Source organism: Streptomyces sp. YS415, from assembly GCF_023544665.1.
GTDB lineage: Bacteria > Actinomycetota > Actinomycetes > Streptomycetales > Streptomycetaceae > Streptomyces.
Map to the genome: position 1 here is coordinate 52,446 of NZ_JAMJFL010000029.1, position 17,053 is coordinate 69,498.

Consider the following 17,053-nt stretch of genomic DNA (forward strand, 5'->3'; position numbering starts at 1 on the left):
GGTCTCCGTCGGTTCCCCTCGAACCGCCTTCACCCGCCGGGAAGAGCCCGGCTCGGCCCTCCCGGGACTCCCTGTCCGCCGACGGAACGGACGGCATGCGCCAGGGCCGAACGCGAGGACACGTTGACTTTGGGAAAGATCTTGTAGAGGTGGGTTCCGATCGTCCGGGGGGAGACGTTCAGCCGCTCGGCGATCTGCCCGTTGGTCAGTCCGGACGCCACGAGTCCCGCGATGCGGAGTTCTTGAGGCGTCAGCCGCCATTCCTCCGGCGGGTTGGCGTGGGCGATGGCCGATCCGCCGGCCCGCAGCTCCTCCGCCGCCCTGCGGACCCAGGGGCCGGCCTCCAGGTCGCTGAAGTACGCGTGCGCAAGGCGGAGCTGCCGACGGGCCTCCTCGAGCCGGTGACCGCGGCGCAGCCACGCCCCGTGGTGCAGATGCACCCGGGCGAGCTCGAAGGGCCATGTTCCGGCATCAGGCATGGCGTAGACGGCGTGACTCGCGGCATCGACCTCGGCGTCATCAGCCGCCATCGCAGTGGCGGCGGCCAGGACGAAGGCGTGGTGCGGCGCGATCTCCTCCATGCGTGCGTGACGTCCGGCGGCGACGTGAGCGAGCGCTTCGGCTCTGCGCCCGGTGCGCACGGCGGACTCCACCAGGTCGAGGAAGACGTAGTGGAAATGGGGTTCCATCGCCGGGAAAGTGCCGGGCGGGGTCAGCGAGGCGGTCAGGGCGAACGCCGTCTCGTCCTCGCCGAGCGTCAGCGCACAGCTGGCGCGCATGCTGGTCATCCGCCTCAGAAGGTGGGACTGCCTGTGTTCCCGCGCCCACGGCTCGATCGACTCGATGACCGCTTCCAGTGCGTCCCGCTCGCCGCGTCCCGCGTGCACGTATCCCAGCGTGTGGTGGAAGACGTACGCGTGGAACCCGCAGCCACGCTCCCTGGCCGTTCTTTCCCCTTCCCTGGCGGTGGCCAGACAGTGGTCCCACCGCCCCCGCAGCCAGTCATCCATGCAGGTGGCGATCCCTATGTACGTCTGCGTCAGGTGGGGTGACTGCTGGGCGACACGATGCCAGAGCTGCGTGAGGTCACCTACACAGTCCAGAGCTGCGGCGATCCAGAGCAACTCCCACGCGTAGAGCATCTCCTGCTCGGGCGGCAGCGCGGCCACAAGAGCGTGCAGACGCTTTGCTCCCCCGCGGCCGCGGCGGGCGGGGTCGCTCCAGACGTCGAAGCACAGGCGTGCTACCGACCCGAGGTGGTGCAGCTGTTCCCGCAGGGCCTCCCAGAGGTGTTGCTCGTTCAGGCAGGTGGCCGCCAGATGGACGAGGAATCGGACTCCGTCGCGCAGTACGGGGTCCGCCCCGTGGAGTGTGCCGAGCTCCGCGGGAAGGAGCTCGGCGGCGGGCGAGAGGTCGCCTTCGCGCTGGCACCGGAGGTACGCGTGGGTGAAGTTCCACATAGTCCGGTTCTCCGCAGGGACCCCCGCGGCCTCGGCTTCCATGAGCAGGCGGGCGGCGACGGCCAGCTGACCGGCGGTGGACGCGATGTAGGCCGCGGTCGTTAGGCGCTTGGCTCCGGTCGTCCGGTCCGAACTGAGTCGTGCGGCGTGCGCGAGGAAGGTGGCAGCCTCAGGGTGGGCGCCCCGCCGGAGGGCGCGTTCGGCGAAGTTCTGTAGTCGGCAGGCCAGTTCGTCGTTCGCACCGACGGTCGCCGCGGCCAGATGTGTCAGCCGCCGCTCGTCGTCCGGGGGTAGTGCGGCGGCGAGGGCGAGGTGGGCGCGCCGGCGCTCCGCGGGGGGCGCGATGCGGATCAGGCAGGTTCGTACGAGGGGGTGGACGAACGACATCCGGCCGTGGTGCAGACGGATCAGTCCGGCGTTCTCGGCGCTTTCCAGTACGGCTGCCGAGGTGGAAGTGCCGGCGACCGCGGTCGCTTCGAGGGCGAGGCCGATGGAACGCTCTCCCTGCCCGGCCAGCGCGCAGAGGAGCAGGAGGTCTCGCGCCGGTGGTGAAAGGGCTTGCAGACGTGTGCCGTAGAGCTTCTCCAGCCGGCTGCCGAGGGGGAGATCCTCTGGCAGGGGCAGTTGTTCGGTGGAGTAGAGACGGTCCGGGTGAGCGGGCAGTTCTACGAGGGCCAGCGGGTTGCCGGCCGCTTCTCTGACCAGATGATCGCGGGTCTGGGCGGTGAGTTCGGGATGGCGCCGGTTCAGTACTTCCACGGCCTCGTCCTCGGTGAGTGGGGGCAGGTCCAGCAGGTGAGCGCCCGTGCTGTCCAAGGCGGGGGAGCCGGGTGTGCGTACGGCCGCGGCCAGGACGACGGGGATCATGCCCAGCCTGCGCTGGACGAACGCCAGGATCTCCGCGCTGGACGCGTCCACCCATTGCAGGTCGTCGACGACCAGGAGCAAGGGCTGTTCCTCGGCCGCCTTGCTCAGCAGCGCGAGGGTCGCGGCCGAGGCGGCCAGCCCGCCACCTGCCGCACCCTGCCCGGTGCCCAGAGCCGTCTGGAGAGCTTGGCGTTGGGGGGACGTCAGTGCGTTGTCGTGGTTCAGGTGCGCCGAGATCAGTCGGTGCAGCACTCCGAAGGCCAGGTCGCTGTCCTGCTCGGTGCCGGTCATTTTGATGACCCGCATGCCCGAGGCCTCGGCAAAGACGACGGCCTGTTCCAGCAGGGCGGTCTTCCCCATGCCGGCCTCACCGCACAGCCAGAAGGCCCGTCCCCCGCGCGGCGCGGCGACTATGGCGTCCCGTAGCGCTGTCCATGCCGCGTCACGGCCCACCAGCTCTGTCTCCGCTGCGGCGAGTGTTCCCTCCACGCTGCCGGGCATGTCTTTCGCTCCCTGTGTACCTGACCTCTCGGGTGAGCGAAAGCACGTCGCGTGTACTTCTCTGACCTGCGGTTTCCGGTCAAGAGTTTGTACTGGCAGCCTGTTTCGCCCACTGGAGGGAGACCGTAGAACCGCTGGTTTGTCCGGGGTGCGGTGATGCAGTGACAGGACAGAGTCATGCGCACAGGGGACAGAACACGGGGACTCGGGCCGGGCGGCGGAGACGCCGACGGACGCGGACATGCGGACGGCCCGGGCATGTTCTGCCCGGGCCGTCCGCATGTATGGAGAAGGAAGGGAGTATCAGCCGTTGCCGGGGCCGACGTGGCGAAGCGCGAACGTGAGTGCGGTGTCGGCGACTTCGCGCCACCCGTTGTCGATCGTCAAGGAGTGTCCCCGGCCGGGGATCTCCACGATCTCGGTGACGGCCTCCTGGTTCTTCATCTGCTTCTTGTAGGAGGCGTTGGCGATGGCCCACGGGACGGTGTGGTCCTTCTCTCCCGAGATGATCAGCAGAGGGCCGCGGTCGGCCGTCAGCGTGTCCACCCGGGTCTCGGCCCACGGGTTGAAATTGGCCACCGCCGCCTGGAAGAGGGGCTCACCAGGCGCCGGCACGGCGAAGGTCTTGTACAGCTCCCGCGCCTCCGTCTCATCCACGGCGTTGGCGAAGGAGTACCTGAACTGTTCGTAGGTGAGCGGGACGGCCCGGTGGTAGTTGGCCGGGTTGGCCAGGACGGCGCTCGCGGCCCGCAGAGATGACAGGGGCAGCGGGAGGACGCCCCGGAAGGGGGCCGGGTCGATGGCGACGGACGCCTGTGCCAGGCCCTGGCCGGCGAGGATCTGGGTGATCAGGCCGCCGAAGGAGTGACCGACCACGACGGGCTTGCGGTGCAGCTTGCGGATCAGGCCGCCGAAGTGATCGGCGACCTGCCCCACGCTCTTGCCGGCGAAGACCTCGGGATGGGCGTTGGCCTCGTCGACCGTCTCCGGGTCGTCGGGCCAGCCGGGCAGGACCGGTGCGAAGCCGGCCTCGTCGAAGACCCCGGCCCAGCGCTCCCAGCTGGTGGGCAGCAGCCACAGGCCGTGCACGAACACGACGGGTACGCGCCCGTCGGCATTGGCGCGTTCGATCTGGTCCAGGTCTCGCGCGTAAGCCTGTGAAGGGGTGTGGGACACGTGTCGTCCTTGGGAACGGGCGCCGGTCGGGCGCGAGCGATAGGGAATCAGCGGGTGACGTGGCGGGTGGCGGCCCGGATCACGTTGGCCACCGCGTCGGGCGCGCTGTACAGGGGGAGGTGGGAAGTGCGGATCTCGACGGTGTAGGAGTCCGCGCGTTTTGCTTGGAAGCGCTGCAGCTGAGGAGGGATGCCCCGGTCCTGTGTCGCGACCAGGTTCCAGGACGGCACCGTCCGCCAGGCGGCCGCGGTGGTCTGGTCGCCGAACGCGGTGGCACTCAGCGGGCGCTGGACGGCGGCGAGGGTGCGTGCCGTGGCGTGGGGCACGTCGTGGGCGAAGACCTCGTGGAACTTGTCGGTTCTGATGTAGAGGTCGAGGCCGGGGGAGCCGTCCGGGGCGGGTGAGGGCACCTGCCTGAGTGACGGGGCCAGCTGGGAGCCGGGGAAGCGGGCGGACAGTTCGCCGAGCACCTCCCCCTTGTCCGGCACGAACGCGGCGATGTAGACGAGCGCCTGGACGTTGGGCGCCTGCGCGGCGGCCTCGGTGATGACGGCCCCGCCGTAGGAGTGGCCGGCCAGGACGACGGGCCCCTCGATGCTCGCCAGCACGGCGGCGATGCGGTCCGCGTCGTGGCGCAGCCCTCGCAGCGGGTTCGCGGGAGCGATCACGGTGTGTCCGCGGCGCTGGAGACGCTCGATGACCGGGGACCAGCTGGAGGCGTCGGCGAAGGCGCCGTGTACGAGCACGAGGGTGGGGTTCTCCGGTCGGCCGTGCTCGCGGCCGGCGTCCGCCGGGGCGGAGAGGGGGGTTGAGGCGGCGGCGGGAGTGGAGGACGCCGCGGAGGCCGCCGCGGCCGCGGCGACTCCGGCGGCGATCGCCGTCCGCCGTGACATGGCCTGATGGCTGGGCATGGGGTTTTCCTCTCTGTTGGTGCGTACGGGGGGCGTTCGTTTCGGAGGCTTCGCCGCCCCTTGTGGGAGCCCGGTGCACGCGGAGGATCGCCACGCGTGCACCGGGAGTCGGGGGTGGAGGGTTCTCCGTGGGAGGAGCCGTGTCGGATCCGGCGGGTCGGAGCTGTCAGGAGGGGGTCAGCGGGGCGTCCACCAGGTGTTCGGCGAGGAACCAGGTCTGGGCCTCAGCCGCTCGGACGACGTCGGAGACGATCAGGTCGTTGGTTCCGTCGTCGCCGAGGTCCGCGATACGGCGTGCCGCGTCCCGCGCGTCGATGAGGATCGTCTCGTGTGCTTTGAGGAGCCGGGAGAGCATCACGGGTACTTCCTCGACGCCGTCGGGCGGCCGCGGGATGCGGGTGAGCTCGGCCGCGTGGCGGGGGTCCGCCACCGCGACGCCGCCCAGGCTCTGGACACGTTCGGCGAGGCTGTCGACGACCGACAGCTGCTGTTCGCCGTGCTGGTCCAGCAGCAGGTGCAGCTGGTGGAAGGTGGGTCCGCGCATGAGCCTGTGGTGCTTCTTGTAGAGCGCGTACAGCATCTGGGTGTCGGCCAGCAGATGGTTGAGGCGCTGGCAGGCGTACATTCTGCTGTCCCGCGAGAGCCCGATCGCCACGTGCTTCACGGTCCCGAAGGGCTGGACTTCCTGTCCCTTTCTGGTGCAGCCGCCGCTGCGTGCTGGTGCTGGTGGACGGGGTGCCGTCATGTTCCGCTCCGGAGATCTGGGGTTCGGTAGATGCCGGCCGTGAGGGCGGCCGGCGGTACGGGACGGTGCAGCAGGGCGCGGGCGCCGAGCCCGCTACCCACCCCGACGACGACCGTGACGGCGACCCACCAGGCGGGCCAGGTCACGAGGCCCAGGGCCGCGTCGACCGACCAGCGGCCCGGACCGGTGAGGCTGAGGGTGATCGGGACGGTGATGAGGACCAGGGGGTACTCGTAGCCGTCGTTCTGCACCCACACGCCGTGCGGCCACTTGACGGTGAGCGCCACGGTCATCACGCCGACGACACCGGCCGCTGCCAGTGGGGTGAGAGCGCCGGCGGCGAGGAGCAGCCCCGCTCCGATCTGGCCGCAGCCCGCCGCGAGCGCCGTCAGGGTCCCGCCGCGGAAGCCGTCCTCCCGGAACTCCTCCGCGCCGCCCTCCAGCCCCTTGCCCCCGAGACGGAAGCTGACCTTCTGCACTCCGTGGCCCGCGACGAGCAGACCCGTGAGCACCCGCAGGATCAGCAGACCGGTGTCCATCGTCATACTCCTGAGATCGTTTCCTGCGAGGGAGGGGTCAGCCGGCCGCGTTCGGGTTGATCATGGACTGGGCGTAGACGACGCCCATGCCGTAGGCGCCGCCGTGCTCCTTGACCACGTCGAGGGTGGCCGCGTACGTCTCGCCGCGGGCCCAGTCGCGCTGGAGTTCCAGCAGGACCTGCAGCCAGGTGACGGGCACGGCGCCGGCAGCGGTCATCCGCTGCATGGCATGCTCGTGAGCCTCCGGCGTGACGCCGGCGGAGGCGTCGGCGACGACGTAGACCTCGTATCCCTGGCTGAGCGCGGACAGGGCGGGCAGCACCAGGCAGACCTCGGTCCACAGGCCCGACAGAATGATCTTGCTGCGGCCGGTGGCCTTGACGGCCTCCACCAGGGCCGGGTCCTCCCAGGCGTTCATCGTGGTGCGGTCCACGACCTCGTGCTTGGGGAAGACCGCCCGCAGCTGCGGCAGGATCGGCCCGGAGAACGACTCGGCGGCGACCGTGGACAGCACGACGGGAACATCGAAGACGGTCGCCGCCTTGGCCAGACCGGTGGTGGCGTTGATGACCCCCGCGCGGTCCGCGCTGGCCGCGCCGAAGAACATCTGCGGCTGGTGGTCGACGAACAGCATGACCGAGTTGTCGGGGGTCAGGAGATCGGGGCTGGGGGCGGCCTGGACAGCGGCGAAGTTGACCATGACGGTCCTCTCGATAGGAAGGCTGACAGATGCGGGAAGCGGCACGCGACAGTGCTGAACAGCCAGGCTGTGCCCGGCGGCCGGGCATCGTGCCGGCTCCCTGCGCTCGTCCATGACGTTAGGTCCGCGCACCCCTCCCGGACTTACCTCTGGGTGGCCTCGCCTGTTCCCGTACTGCACGGCACCCGATGGGCGGTACGGCTCTTTCCCAGCACACGCCGAGGGCCCCCGCTGCCGCCAAGGAGAATGGGCGGAAACGAGGGCCTGCACAGGTGCGCGGCGGCCAGGTGGCCGGGATTTGACGCGTGCCGCGTCAGGGGCTCAGAGGACGAAGCAGGGATCGAAGACCTCGGTCGTGGCGCGTCCTTCCGGGGCGAACCGCCGGGCGACCCGCCACTGGCGGTGCTGCTCCGAGGCCGCCACGGCCTCTGCCAGCCGGTCGGCCTGACGCGCTCCGGTCACCCCCGGGGGCATGGTCGCCTGATAGCCACCGAAGTACGCCACCGGACTCCACACGGGGCTGACCGGCGGCACCCCCTCGTCGAGACCCTCGAAATCACCCGCTGCGTAGACGAGCCGGCCTCCGACGACGGTCAGGACCGACTCGATGTGCGGGATGTCGTCGTGGTGAACGGAAAAGTAGTCGTGCGACAGGACGGCGAAGTCGGCGAACTGCCCGGCCCTGAGCATGCCCTTGACCTCGCTCTCACCCGTCATACGCGCACCTCCCCGGGTGTACATCTCCAGCGCCGTCTCGCGCGTGATCAGCCGGTCCGGCGGATAGAGGCAGAGGTCGCCCACGGTGCGCCCGGTGACGAGCCAGTGCAGGGCCACCCACGGGTTGTACGACGAGACGCGTGTGGCATCGGTACCCGCAGCCACCGGCAGGCCCAGCTCCAGCATCTCCTTGACCGGCGGAGTGTGGGCCGCGGCCTCGGCGCCGTACCGGTCGACGAAGGCTTTGCCCTGGAAGGACATCCGGTTCTGCACGCTGATGGAGCCGCCCAGGGCGGCGATCCGCTCCAGACTGGACTGCGAGACCGTCTCGGCGTGGTCGAAGAGCCAGCGGTTACCGGAGGGGAAGAGGCCGTCCGCCGCCAGCTTCTCGAAGACCGCGAGGTCGCGGCGGATCGTTTCGTCGTACGTGGCGTGCAGGCGAAAGCCCCAGCCGTTCTCCATGAGCAGGCGGACGGCCTTCTCGAACTCGCCCTCGTAGCCGGCGGCGAGTTCGGGGCGGGGTTCGGAGAAGTTCTCGAAGTCGGCGGCGGCCCAGGTCAGGTTCTCACCGGCACCGTTCAGGCGGAGCCACTCGTCGCCCTCGTCGGGGCGCACGGCCTCGATCCAGCGGCGCAGGTCGTCAAGTTCCTGGCCGGCGGTCTGGGGGAACAGGTGGTAGGCGATCCGCAGTGACAGCTCCCCGTCCCGGGCCAGCTCGGTCACGGTCCGGTAGTTCTCGGGGAAGTTCTGGAAGCCACCGGCGGCGTCCACGGCCGAGGTGAGGCCGAACCGGTTCAGCTCCCGCAGGAAGTGGCGGGTGGACGTCTTCTTGTCGTCCTCACCGAGGGTGGGCGCCGCTGCCAGCGTGGAGTAGAGCACCAGTGCGCTGGGAGCGGCGAGCAGGACTCCCGTCGGCGTCCCGTCCCGCCCGCGCACGATCTGCCCGCCGCGGGGGTCGGGAGTGTCGCGGGTAAAACCCGCGGCACGCACGGCGGCCCTGTTCAGCAGGGCGGACTGGTACAGGTGGAGGACGAACACGGGCGTGTCCGGTGCGGCGGCGTTCAGTTCGGCCACCGTCGGCATCCGCCGCTCGGCGAACTGCTCGGCGGTCCAGCCACCGACCACCCGGATCCACTGTCCTTTCGGGGTACGACCGGCCTGTTCGCGGAGCATGGCCAGGGCCTGGCGCAGCGAGGGCACGCCGTCCCAGCGCAGTTCCAGGACGTAGTTGAGCCCGCCCCGGATGACGTGCAGATGGGAGTCGTTCAGCCCGGGAATGATCCGGCGCCCGAGCGCGTCCACGACGCGGGTGCGCCGTCCGACGTGCCCGGCCACCACGGCGTCGTCCCCGACGGAGACGATCCTGCCGTCGCGGACCGCCATCGCCGCTGCCGCGGGACGTTCCGAGTCACCGGTGTAGATCTTGGCGTTGCGTACGACGAGGTCGGCTGCGTCGCCGTCCTCGAGGTCCGGGGCGGGCGTGATTCCGCTGACCGGCATCATCGTCATGGCTCGGGACTCTCGCTTTCGGTGGGAAGGGAAATGGCGGGACGGGAGGCGGGCTCGGGGGCCGCCGGGAAAGAGGGCACGGGCGCGGTGGCCTGGAAGCCGCCGGGCCTTGATCACTTCGGAACGCGTCATCGGCACGCGCGTTCTATGCGTGCCGCAGGACCGAGGCCAGGAAGCGGTTGAGATCGGTTTCGACCTGTTGGTCGACTCGCGGGAACCAGAGCTCGGTGCGGGCGAGGAAGGAACGCAGGGCCGCTGTCCGCAAGCGCACGACACACTGGCCGCGCACGGTGTGAAGCTGTATGTGCGTCTCGTAGGTTCCTTCGGGCCACACGCGCACGTCACCCTCACCGGAGGGGGCGTCGACCCCTTCGGTCAGCAGGCTCCTCGCGAAGGCCCACGTGGTGGTGGACTGCTCAGAACCGTCCGTCGGCGCGAAGTCGAGTCGCACCGCGAGCGGATCCTCCGGCAGGTGCCGGATTCGTACGACCAGGCAGCCCCCGGCGTGCTCCGGCGTCGACACGTGAGCGGTGACGACATGCTCGATGGGCTGCACGACTACTCCTCAGGTCCTTTGCGGCGCCACCCGGACGGGCCCGCCGACGGGTTCAAAGGGTGCGGCGCACACCGGCCGCGCGCTCGAGGTTGCGCAACTGGACGGACAGGTCACCCTCGACGGCGTGGTGCGCGGGGCCGCTGCGGCCGATGGGCAGGACCTGCTCGCCGCGCATGTCCTCCAGCATCAGCGCGAATGCCGCGTAGAGCGCGACGGACGCCAGCACCAGGCCGAGCACGCCGGAGACGGTACCCACCCAGGCGATGCCGGACAGGTTGAAGACGGCCGCCACGGCGAACCGGGGGACGGCCACGCACAGGACGAGCCACAGGGCCCGCTTGGCCTTGGCCACGCTCGCCATGAGGCCGGCGAACACGGTGAAGGCGAGGTTCAGGACGCCCAGCACTCCCGCACCACCGGGCGGGTCGAAAGCCAGGACGAGCGAGGTGGCGAGCCAGGTCCCGGAGAAACAGGCCATGAGGGTGGCCGCGAGCACGTCCCGAGCCCCGAAGGCCAGTACAGCAACCAGGAGTTGCAGGATGAACGCGGGAAGAATGGTGAAGGCGACGGCCCTGTGCGCGTCCTCGTCGAAGACGCCGAGCTGAAAGCAGCCGACGATAACGGAGGCGATCGCCACGGCGTAGAAACCCAGGGGCATCGGTGAGGCGATCGGACGCAGATGGATGCGGGTCATGCGCCGAAGGTCGGGTTCGTAATGCCGGCCGGCCGGAGCAGCCGGTCCTCCCGGGGGCTGTTCCCCGCCGGCCGGAGGGCCGTCGGTCGTGTTGTCGGAGGTGGTCATCGCACTACCTGACTGCTGAGAGGGACGGGGAGTGCGGGGCACGGAAGGCGCACGTACCCCGGGCCCGCGCCACGACGACCCGGTGCGGGCCCGAGCGTGGGCGAGCAGCGCCGGGTCAGCTCTTCGCGAGGGCGAGGCGCAGGGTCTCGACGGCGAGAGTGATGGCGGCCTGGGCGGCGTGGGTGTCGCGAAGTGCGTTCAGCATGACGAAGTCGTGGATGATGCCCTGGTAGCGCACGGCGGTGACCGGGACGCCGGCGGCGCGCAGCTTGTTCGCGTACGCCTCGCCCTCGTCGCGCAGGACGTCCGCCTCGGCGGTGATGATCAGCGCGGGCGGCAGGCCGGTCAGCTGCCCCTGGCTCGCGCGCAGCGGCGACGCGGTGATCTCGGCGCGCTGCTTCTCGTCGGTGGTGTACTGGTCCCAGAACCACTGCATGCCGTCGCGGCGCAGGAAGTAGCCCTCGGCGAACTGGTGGTAGGAGCCGGTGTCGAACGCGGCGTCGGTCACCGGGTAGAAGAGAACCTGCTGGAGCAGAGGAAGGCCGCCTCGCTCCTTGGCCATCAGGGTGAGCGCCGCGCTCATGTTGCCGCCGACCGAGTCGCCGGCGACCGCGATGCGCGTGGCGTCCAGGTCCTTGGTCGCGCCGTCGGTCATAATCCAGCGGGAGACGGCCCAGTTCTGCTCGATGGCCACCGGGTAGCGGTGCTCCGGCGAGAGGTCGTACTCCGGGAAGACCACGGCGGCGTGAGCCCCCACAGCCAGTTCACGGACCAGCCGGTCGTGGGTGTGGGCGTTGCCGAACACCCAGCCGGCGCCGTGGATGTAGAGGATGACCGGCAGATCGCCCTCGGCACCCGCGGGACGGACGATCCGCGCGCGGACGGTGCCCGTCGCCGGCACGGCGACGGTGATCCACTCCTCGTCGACCTCGGGCTTGTGCACCGGGCCGGACTGGACCTCATCGACGGCCTTACGTCCGTCGGCCGGCGGGATCTGGAAGAGGAACGGCGGCTGGGCGGTGGCCTCGGCGAAGGCCGCGGCTGCCGGTTCCAGGACGGGGGTGACAGGCGTGTGCTCGGTCATGACTGAGCCTCTTGTTCAGGAGACGGAAGTACGTGGTGCGCCACCGTGATGCGGCACAACGGACGTTAGGGCCGTCTCCCTCGCTGCTGTCGCCGGGCTGTGCACGGGGCCTTGTCTCAGGGCGCACGGCATGCGACGGCCGCCCGTCCCGATCGCTCCCGCCTCGGTCACAGGCCGCGGTGCAGCGCGACGTGGAGGGTGTCCAGCGCCTGGATGCGGGCCGCCCTCGCCGTGTCGCTGTGTCTCAAGGCGTCGAAGAGGATGAATCCGTGGATGGTGCCGTGATAGCGGGCGGAGACGACGGAGACGTCGGCCTCCCTGAGCCGGGCCGCGTACGCCTCGCCCTCGTCACGGGCGACATCGGCCTCCGCAGTCAGGATGAGGGCGGGAGGCAGCCCGCGGAGTTCCTCCCTCGTGGCTCGCGCCGGTGATGCGGTGATCTCCTCCCGTCGCGCGGCGTCGGGAACGTACCTCTGCCAGAAGTCCCGCATGGCGGCGTCGCCCACGACGTACCCCTGCGCGAAGCGCCGGTACGACGCCGTGCTCATCGAGGCGTCGAGGACAGGGCAGACCAGCACGTGGTGCAAGATTTCCACGCCGCCGCGCTCCTTGGCGAGCAGGGTGAGCGCGGCGGCGAGGTTGGCTCCCGTGGACGCGCCGAAGAGAGCCATGCGGCACCCGTCGAGCCGCCAGTCCGCCCCCTGTTCGACGATCCAGCGAGCAACGGTGTAACTCTGTTCGACGGCCACGGGGTAGGGCGAGGCCGCCGAGCGGTCGTACTCGGGCACCACGACGGCCGCGTCCGCGCCCAGCACCAGGTCTTCCAGCAACCGTTGGTGCGCGGAGGCCGTGGTGCTCACCCCGCCGAGACCGTGCAGGTAGAGGATCACCGGCAGGGAGCCCTCGCTCCCGGCCGGACGCAGGATCCGCACGCGAATGCGCTCCCCGTCGCAGCCGGGGAGCGCAAGCCAGTCCTCCTCGACGTCGGGATCGGAGTCCGCCTCGCCGAGCAGCGCCGCCATCACCCCCGGGGCCTCCGGCCCGCGCGCGTCGCCCGGAGGACGAGGCGGGTCAAAAGCATCGGCGAAGGTCTGAACCGGCCGTTCAAGTACCGGCTGCGGTTCGGCGGAATGGTCCACAAGAAACTCCTGCGCGAGGGCGCGCCCCCAGGTAGACGAGCAACCGGGCCCACACTACGGCTCCGCTCCGCCCGGACGGAGAGTACGTGTGAACTCACCATGCCCCCCAGTGCACACCTCTTGTCGCAGCCGGACGCGATCCGGACTCCGCACTCGCGGCGGCGCATTCCCTCTGCTCTCCACGCGCTTTCGTGACCGTCAGTCGGATGACTTATATCGCGACGCCCGAAGTCCGCAGGATGGACGCAAGAACCGCCTGTCCGTCTCGCTCGCGTCCAGCCCGGGGAGCTCGCCATGCAGCCCGTCCCATCACCTCCGGTCCTCCACCCGGCGCAGCGGCCGCCTTCCCCCGCAGGCTTGATGCGGGTTCCGGTGCAGGTGCTCGACGGCTCGCAGCTCGTAAGGACGTGGGAACCGTCGATGATGCCTGCGGAGCGACACCGGATCGCGATCTGTGCTCTGATGCCGACTCGTTCGCCCCTCCGCCAGGGGTTCGACGAGGAGCCTGCTCCCGGCCGGCTGTTCCTGGCCGACTCCGCCCGGCCCGTCACGCCGACCGCAGAGGGGTGCGCGGTGGCGGTGCTGGCCATGCCTCGACGGCACCTCCTGTGCTCGGACGAAAGTCTCGCGAGGGCCTGCGACCGAACGTACGACGTCACCAGGGGTACGGCCTCCTTGCTGTATCCGCTTCTGCTCACCCTGGCCGAGGCACCGGCGAACTTCGCGGAGTGCACGGCGACACGGCTGAGGAACCAGCTGGTGGACCTGGTCGCCGCCCTCGTCACCGAGGCGGTCGAACCGATGCCACCGGAGAACGATCAAAGTCTCGTCCACGGGATACGCAGGTGGGTGAACGACCGGCTCACCGACCCCGACCTCCGCCCAGGTACGATCGCGGCAGCCAACTACGTGTCCGTCCGCCGGCTGCACAAACTTTTCACCGGAGAGCGCGGCACGATCAGCTCCTGGATCCAGGAGCGCCGGCTGGAGGAGTGCCGACGGGAGCTCGGGCGCGGTGACGGCGGACCGGTGAAGGTGAGCGCCGTCGCCCAGCGGTGGGGCTTTGCCAACGCCGCGCACTTCAGCAGGGCCTTCCGTGCCCGGTACGGCATCTCCCCAAAGGACTGGCGAGCCTTGCGCGCGACGAAGGACGGCACCGCCGACGTCTGAGCCTCAGCCTTCGCCGAGGGCTTTTGCAAGGCCGGCCCTTGAGGTGATTCCCAACTTCGGGAAGATGCTGTACAGGTGGGACGCGACGGTACGCGGGGAGAGCTGCAGCAGCGTGCCGATCTCCTTATTTGTCAGCCCCTTCCCGGCGAGCTCCGCTATGCGCCGTTCCTGACCGGTCAGCGTTCCCCGGCCGTCACGGGAAGCGAGGGGTTCGGATTCCCTGGCCGCGAGCTCCTCTTCGCAGCGCCTGGACCACGGTTCCGCGCCCAGGCCCCGGAACGCCTCGTGGGCGAGACGCAGGACGCCCTCGGCTTCCGCCCGGCGCCGACGACGCAGCCACGAGCCATGGGCCAGTCGCAGCCGGGCCATCGTGAAAACCCAGTCGTCCGCACCTTCCACGGCGTATGCGGCGCGATAGCAGGCGTCCGCCTCGGCGTCATCCGCGCCAAGGGCCGTAGCCGCAGCCAGGAGGAAGGCGTGATGAGGGGATATCTCCGGCATACGTGCGCTGCGGCCAGCCGTGATGTGCGCCCTCGCCTCGTCCATGCGTCCGCTCCGCACAGCCGCTTCCACGAAGTCGAAGAACGGCAGATGGAACCACGGCAGTCCGCGCCGCAGGTCGCCTGCCGGCGTGAGCTGTACCAGGAGGTCGTAAGCGTCCGCGACACGTCCGTGGGCCAGCGCGGCAAGCCCGCGGAGGTGGGTGAGGTGGTCGGTGACGAAGCGCATCCGGGCACGCTCGGCTCGCGGCCGGATGAGTGCCTCCAGGCCGCGCAATCCCTCCTCGTCGCCTTTGCCTGCCAGGAAGTGGGCGTAGTAATGGCGGAACAACAGAGCGTTGCAGTGGTACCCGAGGTCTTCGGCGGCCTTCGCCTCCTGCAGGCACTTGTGCGCGTTCTCCCAACGGCCGCGCAGGTAGTCCTGGTAGTAGCGTGCCTTGGCGACGGAACCCTGGGTGGCGTAGGCGTGCTGGCCGGTGAAGCGTCGCCACAGGGTCTCGTCGGCCGCGTCGACCGCTGACGCCGTCCACAGCAACAGCCAAGCCGCACCCGCTTCCTGCTCGGCGTCCATGCCGGCCGTCATGGTGTCGAGCTCGCGCCTGACGCCGTGGGCCGTGCGGGCGGGATCGGACCACGCGCGATGACACAATCGCGCCAGGGGGGAGACATGGTCGGCGTGCCGGCTCAGGGCACGCCACGCACGCGGGTCGTCGGTGTAGGTCGCGGCGAGCAGGAGCTTGAAGTAGATCTGCTCGGCCAGTTCTCCGAAGCGCTCTTCCGCAGCGCGTGTCAGGGCATCGAGCGCCTCGGGTAGCAACAGGAACGACGACTCGAAGTCGATGTGGTGGCTTTGATCGACGTAGACCACCGCGTAGGCGAACAGCGGAACGAAGTCCGCCGGGATGGGACGCTGCCTGAGCTGGTTCACCAGCTTCGCGGTATGGGCGAGCCGTCCGCCTCGTGCCGCCATGACGGCAGCCCAGACCAGACGGCCCGTGTGGGAGTCGTCCTCCGTGCTCAGGGCGGCCGCGCGGTCCATCAGCACCGCCCCCTCGGCGTCTCCGCCACGAAGGGAAAGTCTCCGTGCGGCTTCCTCCAGCCGCCGGGCCAGGGAGGCGTCGGGCAGGACCGCGGCCAGGGATTCGTGCACCACGCGCCGGGGGTCGTCCGGCGCCAGCGATGTTGCCAGGATTCGGTGGGCATGTCGCTGTTCCCGTGGGGATGCCGTGGTGATGACGGCACTGCGTACGAGGGGGTGCCGGAAGGAGAGCGCTCCGTCGGCGTCCAGGTGTGCCAGACCGCTGGCCTCGATGTCGGAGATCACGGTTTCCGCTTCGATGTCTGGCACGGCGCGGTGCCAGATGCCGATGCCGGGCGCGTGGGCACCGCCCAGGGCAGTGAGGAGCATGATGTGCGCGGCTTCACGGGAGAGCGAGGTGATCCTGTCCGTGAAGAGGTGCTCCAGCCTGCCGCTGAGCGGTGCGTGAGCGAGGGCGGGGGCGAGTCCGCCGGAGGGATCGGCATCGCGCCGTGCCGGCAGTTCGAGGAGAGCCAAGGGATTGCCGCGTGCTTCTTCCACGACCCGCGCGGTATCAGCGGCGGACAGCCCCGGGTGTCGTCGGCGCAACAGTGACGTGGCAGCCTCGCACTCCAGCGCCTCCACCGGCACGACGTGCGCTGACCAGCCCCCCACCTGCGCGCGGTCGTCCCGGCCTGCCCCGACCATCATGACGGGCAGGTCGCCGATCCTCCGGTGCAGGAACTCGAAGACCGCGGCACTGGAGGTGTCCACCCAGTGCAAGTCGTCCACCGTAACCAACAGGGGACGCGTCCGCGCCGTCTCGGCAAGCAGGGCCAGCGCCGCCTCGCCCAGCATGACTCCGGCCGGCGGTATCCCGTCGCCGAGCCCAAGGGCGCATTCCAGAGCGTGCCGCTGGCGGTGCGGCAGGGTGGACGCCCGTTCCAGCAGCGGCCACACGATCTGGTGGAGGGCACCGAAAGCGAGCTCAGCTTCGGCCATGGCGCCCACCGCGCCCAGCACGGCGAAACCTCGTTCCCGTGCCTGGGACCGCACCCACGTGAGCAACGCCGTCTTACCGATGCCGGCTTCGCCCCGCAGCATCACCGACGAGCCGCCGGAACCCGCGAGCACCGCATCGACCGTACGATTCAGAAGCGTCATCTCGGCCTGTCGGCCGACCAGTTCCGCTCTTTTCGTCTGCGACACCCGAGCGTCCTCCATGCCACCCCCTGAACGTGCACCTTACTGGCGGGGGCGGCACGGCCGTCACCCCACACGTTCTTCGGACGCGGAGGCGACGCTCCAGTTTGCTCGATCAACGCTGCGGCGCCATGCGGTCAGCAGTTCCCCTTCGCGTCTACCGGCATCGCGGTCGCTCGGCCACCACGGGCGCATCCAACGGTCACGCCGTACGGCACCGCCCGACCGGTGCATCCGGCCGAGCGATGCCCGAGCGATGGCCGCGACTGGTGACCCACGGAACTCCGGCGTCAGCCGGGTGAGCCGAAAGCCCGGCTTGCTCGTCACCGGCCGCATCCGCCGCTTACCAGCCGCGCCAGGGCCAGATGCTTCCCACAGCGATCACCTCCCCACACCTCATGCGTATGGCCGCTCGCCCATGCGGCGGCATGCCCCTCAGCCTGGTCGCTCGCTTTG

The 17,053-nt window shown here is 70.1% G+C and carries 13 protein-coding genes; 1 reads left to right on the forward strand and 12 read right to left on the reverse strand.

Annotated features, from left to right (window positions below; all coding sequences use genetic code 11):
* Positions 1 to 29: 29 nt before the first annotated feature.
* From M8H82_RS29055 to M8H82_RS29105, 11 genes are all read right to left on the reverse strand, one after another.
* Positions 30 to 2,828, reverse strand: coding sequence for a LuxR family transcriptional regulator (locus M8H82_RS29055; protein ID WP_250078045.1), 2,799 nt, complete (start codon positions 2,826 to 2,828; stop codon positions 30 to 32).
* 303 nt (positions 2,829 to 3,131) lie between these two features.
* On the reverse strand, positions 3,132 to 4,004 hold the full coding sequence (locus M8H82_RS29060; RefSeq protein ID WP_250078046.1) for an alpha/beta fold hydrolase: 873 nt from the start codon (positions 4,002 to 4,004) through the stop codon (positions 3,132 to 3,134).
* Between the two features lie 47 nt (positions 4,005 to 4,051).
* The gene (locus tag M8H82_RS29065) at positions 4,052 to 4,915 is read right to left on the reverse strand and encodes an alpha/beta fold hydrolase (protein ID WP_250078047.1); all 864 of its coding nucleotides are present in this window, start codon (positions 4,913 to 4,915) and stop codon (positions 4,052 to 4,054) included.
* Between the two features lie 166 nt (positions 4,916 to 5,081).
* Positions 5,082 to 5,660 (reverse strand): Dps family protein, encoded by a 579-nt coding sequence (locus M8H82_RS29070; protein ID WP_250078048.1) that lies wholly within the window; start codon positions 5,658 to 5,660, stop codon positions 5,082 to 5,084.
* Positions 5,657 to 6,199, reverse strand: a complete 543-nt coding sequence (locus M8H82_RS29075; protein ID WP_250078049.1) for a DoxX family protein — start codon at positions 6,197 to 6,199, stop codon at positions 5,657 to 5,659. Before M8H82_RS29075 ends, M8H82_RS29070 begins: the two co-directional genes overlap by 4 nt.
* 37 nt (positions 6,200 to 6,236) lie before the next feature.
* Positions 6,237 to 6,899: a hydrolase gene (locus M8H82_RS29080; protein WP_250078050.1), complete on the reverse strand. Its 663-nt coding sequence runs from the start codon at positions 6,897 to 6,899 to the stop codon at positions 6,237 to 6,239.
* Positions 6,900 to 7,220: 321 nt separating this feature from the next.
* A complete protein-coding gene (locus M8H82_RS29085) occupies positions 7,221 to 9,125 on the reverse strand; it encodes an amidohydrolase (protein ID WP_250078051.1) in 1,905 nt (634 codons plus the stop codon).
* Positions 9,126 to 9,270: 145 nt separating this feature from the next.
* Positions 9,271 to 9,681: an SsgA family sporulation/cell division regulator gene (locus M8H82_RS29090; RefSeq protein ID WP_250078052.1), complete on the reverse strand. Its 411-nt coding sequence runs from the start codon at positions 9,679 to 9,681 to the stop codon at positions 9,271 to 9,273.
* A 52-nt stretch (positions 9,682 to 9,733) separates the two neighbouring features.
* Positions 9,734 to 10,375, reverse strand: a complete 642-nt coding sequence (locus M8H82_RS29095) for a GPR1/FUN34/YaaH family transporter (protein ID WP_250078053.1) — start codon at positions 10,373 to 10,375, stop codon at positions 9,734 to 9,736.
* 223 nt (positions 10,376 to 10,598) lie between these two features.
* Entirely contained in the window at positions 10,599 to 11,567 is a 969-nt protein-coding gene (locus tag M8H82_RS29100) for an alpha/beta hydrolase (RefSeq protein ID WP_250078054.1), read from the reverse strand.
* 167 nt (positions 11,568 to 11,734) lie between these two features.
* Positions 11,735 to 12,589, reverse strand: coding sequence for an alpha/beta hydrolase (locus tag M8H82_RS29105; protein WP_250078055.1), 855 nt, complete (start codon positions 12,587 to 12,589; stop codon positions 11,735 to 11,737).
* 579 nt (positions 12,590 to 13,168) lie between these two features.
* On the opposite strand from M8H82_RS29105, the gene M8H82_RS36535 reads away from it, so the two are divergent.
* Positions 13,169 to 13,876: a helix-turn-helix domain-containing protein gene (locus M8H82_RS36535; protein WP_284049473.1), complete on the forward strand. Its 708-nt coding sequence runs from the start codon at positions 13,169 to 13,171 to the stop codon at positions 13,874 to 13,876.
* 3 nt (positions 13,877 to 13,879) lie between these two features.
* Here M8H82_RS36535 and M8H82_RS29115 read toward each other — a convergent pair whose 3' ends face one another.
* Entirely contained in the window at positions 13,880 to 16,603 is a 2,724-nt protein-coding gene (locus M8H82_RS29115) for a LuxR family transcriptional regulator (RefSeq protein ID WP_250078056.1), read from the reverse strand.
* Positions 16,604 to 17,053 lie beyond the last annotated feature (450 nt).

Excerpts from the sequence above, each read along its gene's own strand:
- M8H82_RS29055 (WP_250078045.1), bottom strand. The coding sequence starts at position 2,828 with ATGCCCGGCAGCGTGGAGGGAACACTCGCCGCAGCGGAGACAGAGCTG.
- M8H82_RS29065 (WP_250078047.1), bottom strand. The coding sequence starts at position 4,915 with ATGCCCAGCCATCAGGCCATGTCACGGCGGACGGCGATCGCCGCCGGA.
- M8H82_RS29070 (WP_250078048.1), bottom strand. The coding sequence starts at position 5,660 with ATGACGGCACCCCGTCCACCAGCACCAGCACGCAGCGGCGGCTGCACC.
- M8H82_RS29075 (WP_250078049.1), bottom strand. The coding sequence starts at position 6,199 with ATGGACACCGGTCTGCTGATCCTGCGGGTGCTCACGGGTCTGCTCGTC.
- M8H82_RS29080 (WP_250078050.1), bottom strand. The coding sequence starts at position 6,899 with ATGGTCAACTTCGCCGCTGTCCAGGCCGCCCCCAGCCCCGATCTCCTG.
- M8H82_RS29085 (WP_250078051.1), bottom strand. The coding sequence starts at position 9,125 with ATGACGATGATGCCGGTCAGCGGAATCACGCCCGCCCCGGACCTCGAG.
- M8H82_RS29095 (WP_250078053.1), bottom strand. The coding sequence starts at position 10,375 with ATGACCCGCATCCATCTGCGTCCGATCGCCTCACCGATGCCCCTGGGT.
- M8H82_RS29100 (WP_250078054.1), bottom strand. The coding sequence starts at position 11,567 with ATGACCGAGCACACGCCTGTCACCCCCGTCCTGGAACCGGCAGCCGCG.
- M8H82_RS29105 (WP_250078055.1), bottom strand. The coding sequence starts at position 12,589 with ATGGCGGCGCTGCTCGGCGAGGCGGACTCCGATCCCGACGTCGAGGAG.
- M8H82_RS36535 (WP_284049473.1), top strand. The coding sequence starts at position 13,169 with ATGCCGACTCGTTCGCCCCTCCGCCAGGGGTTCGACGAGGAGCCTGCT.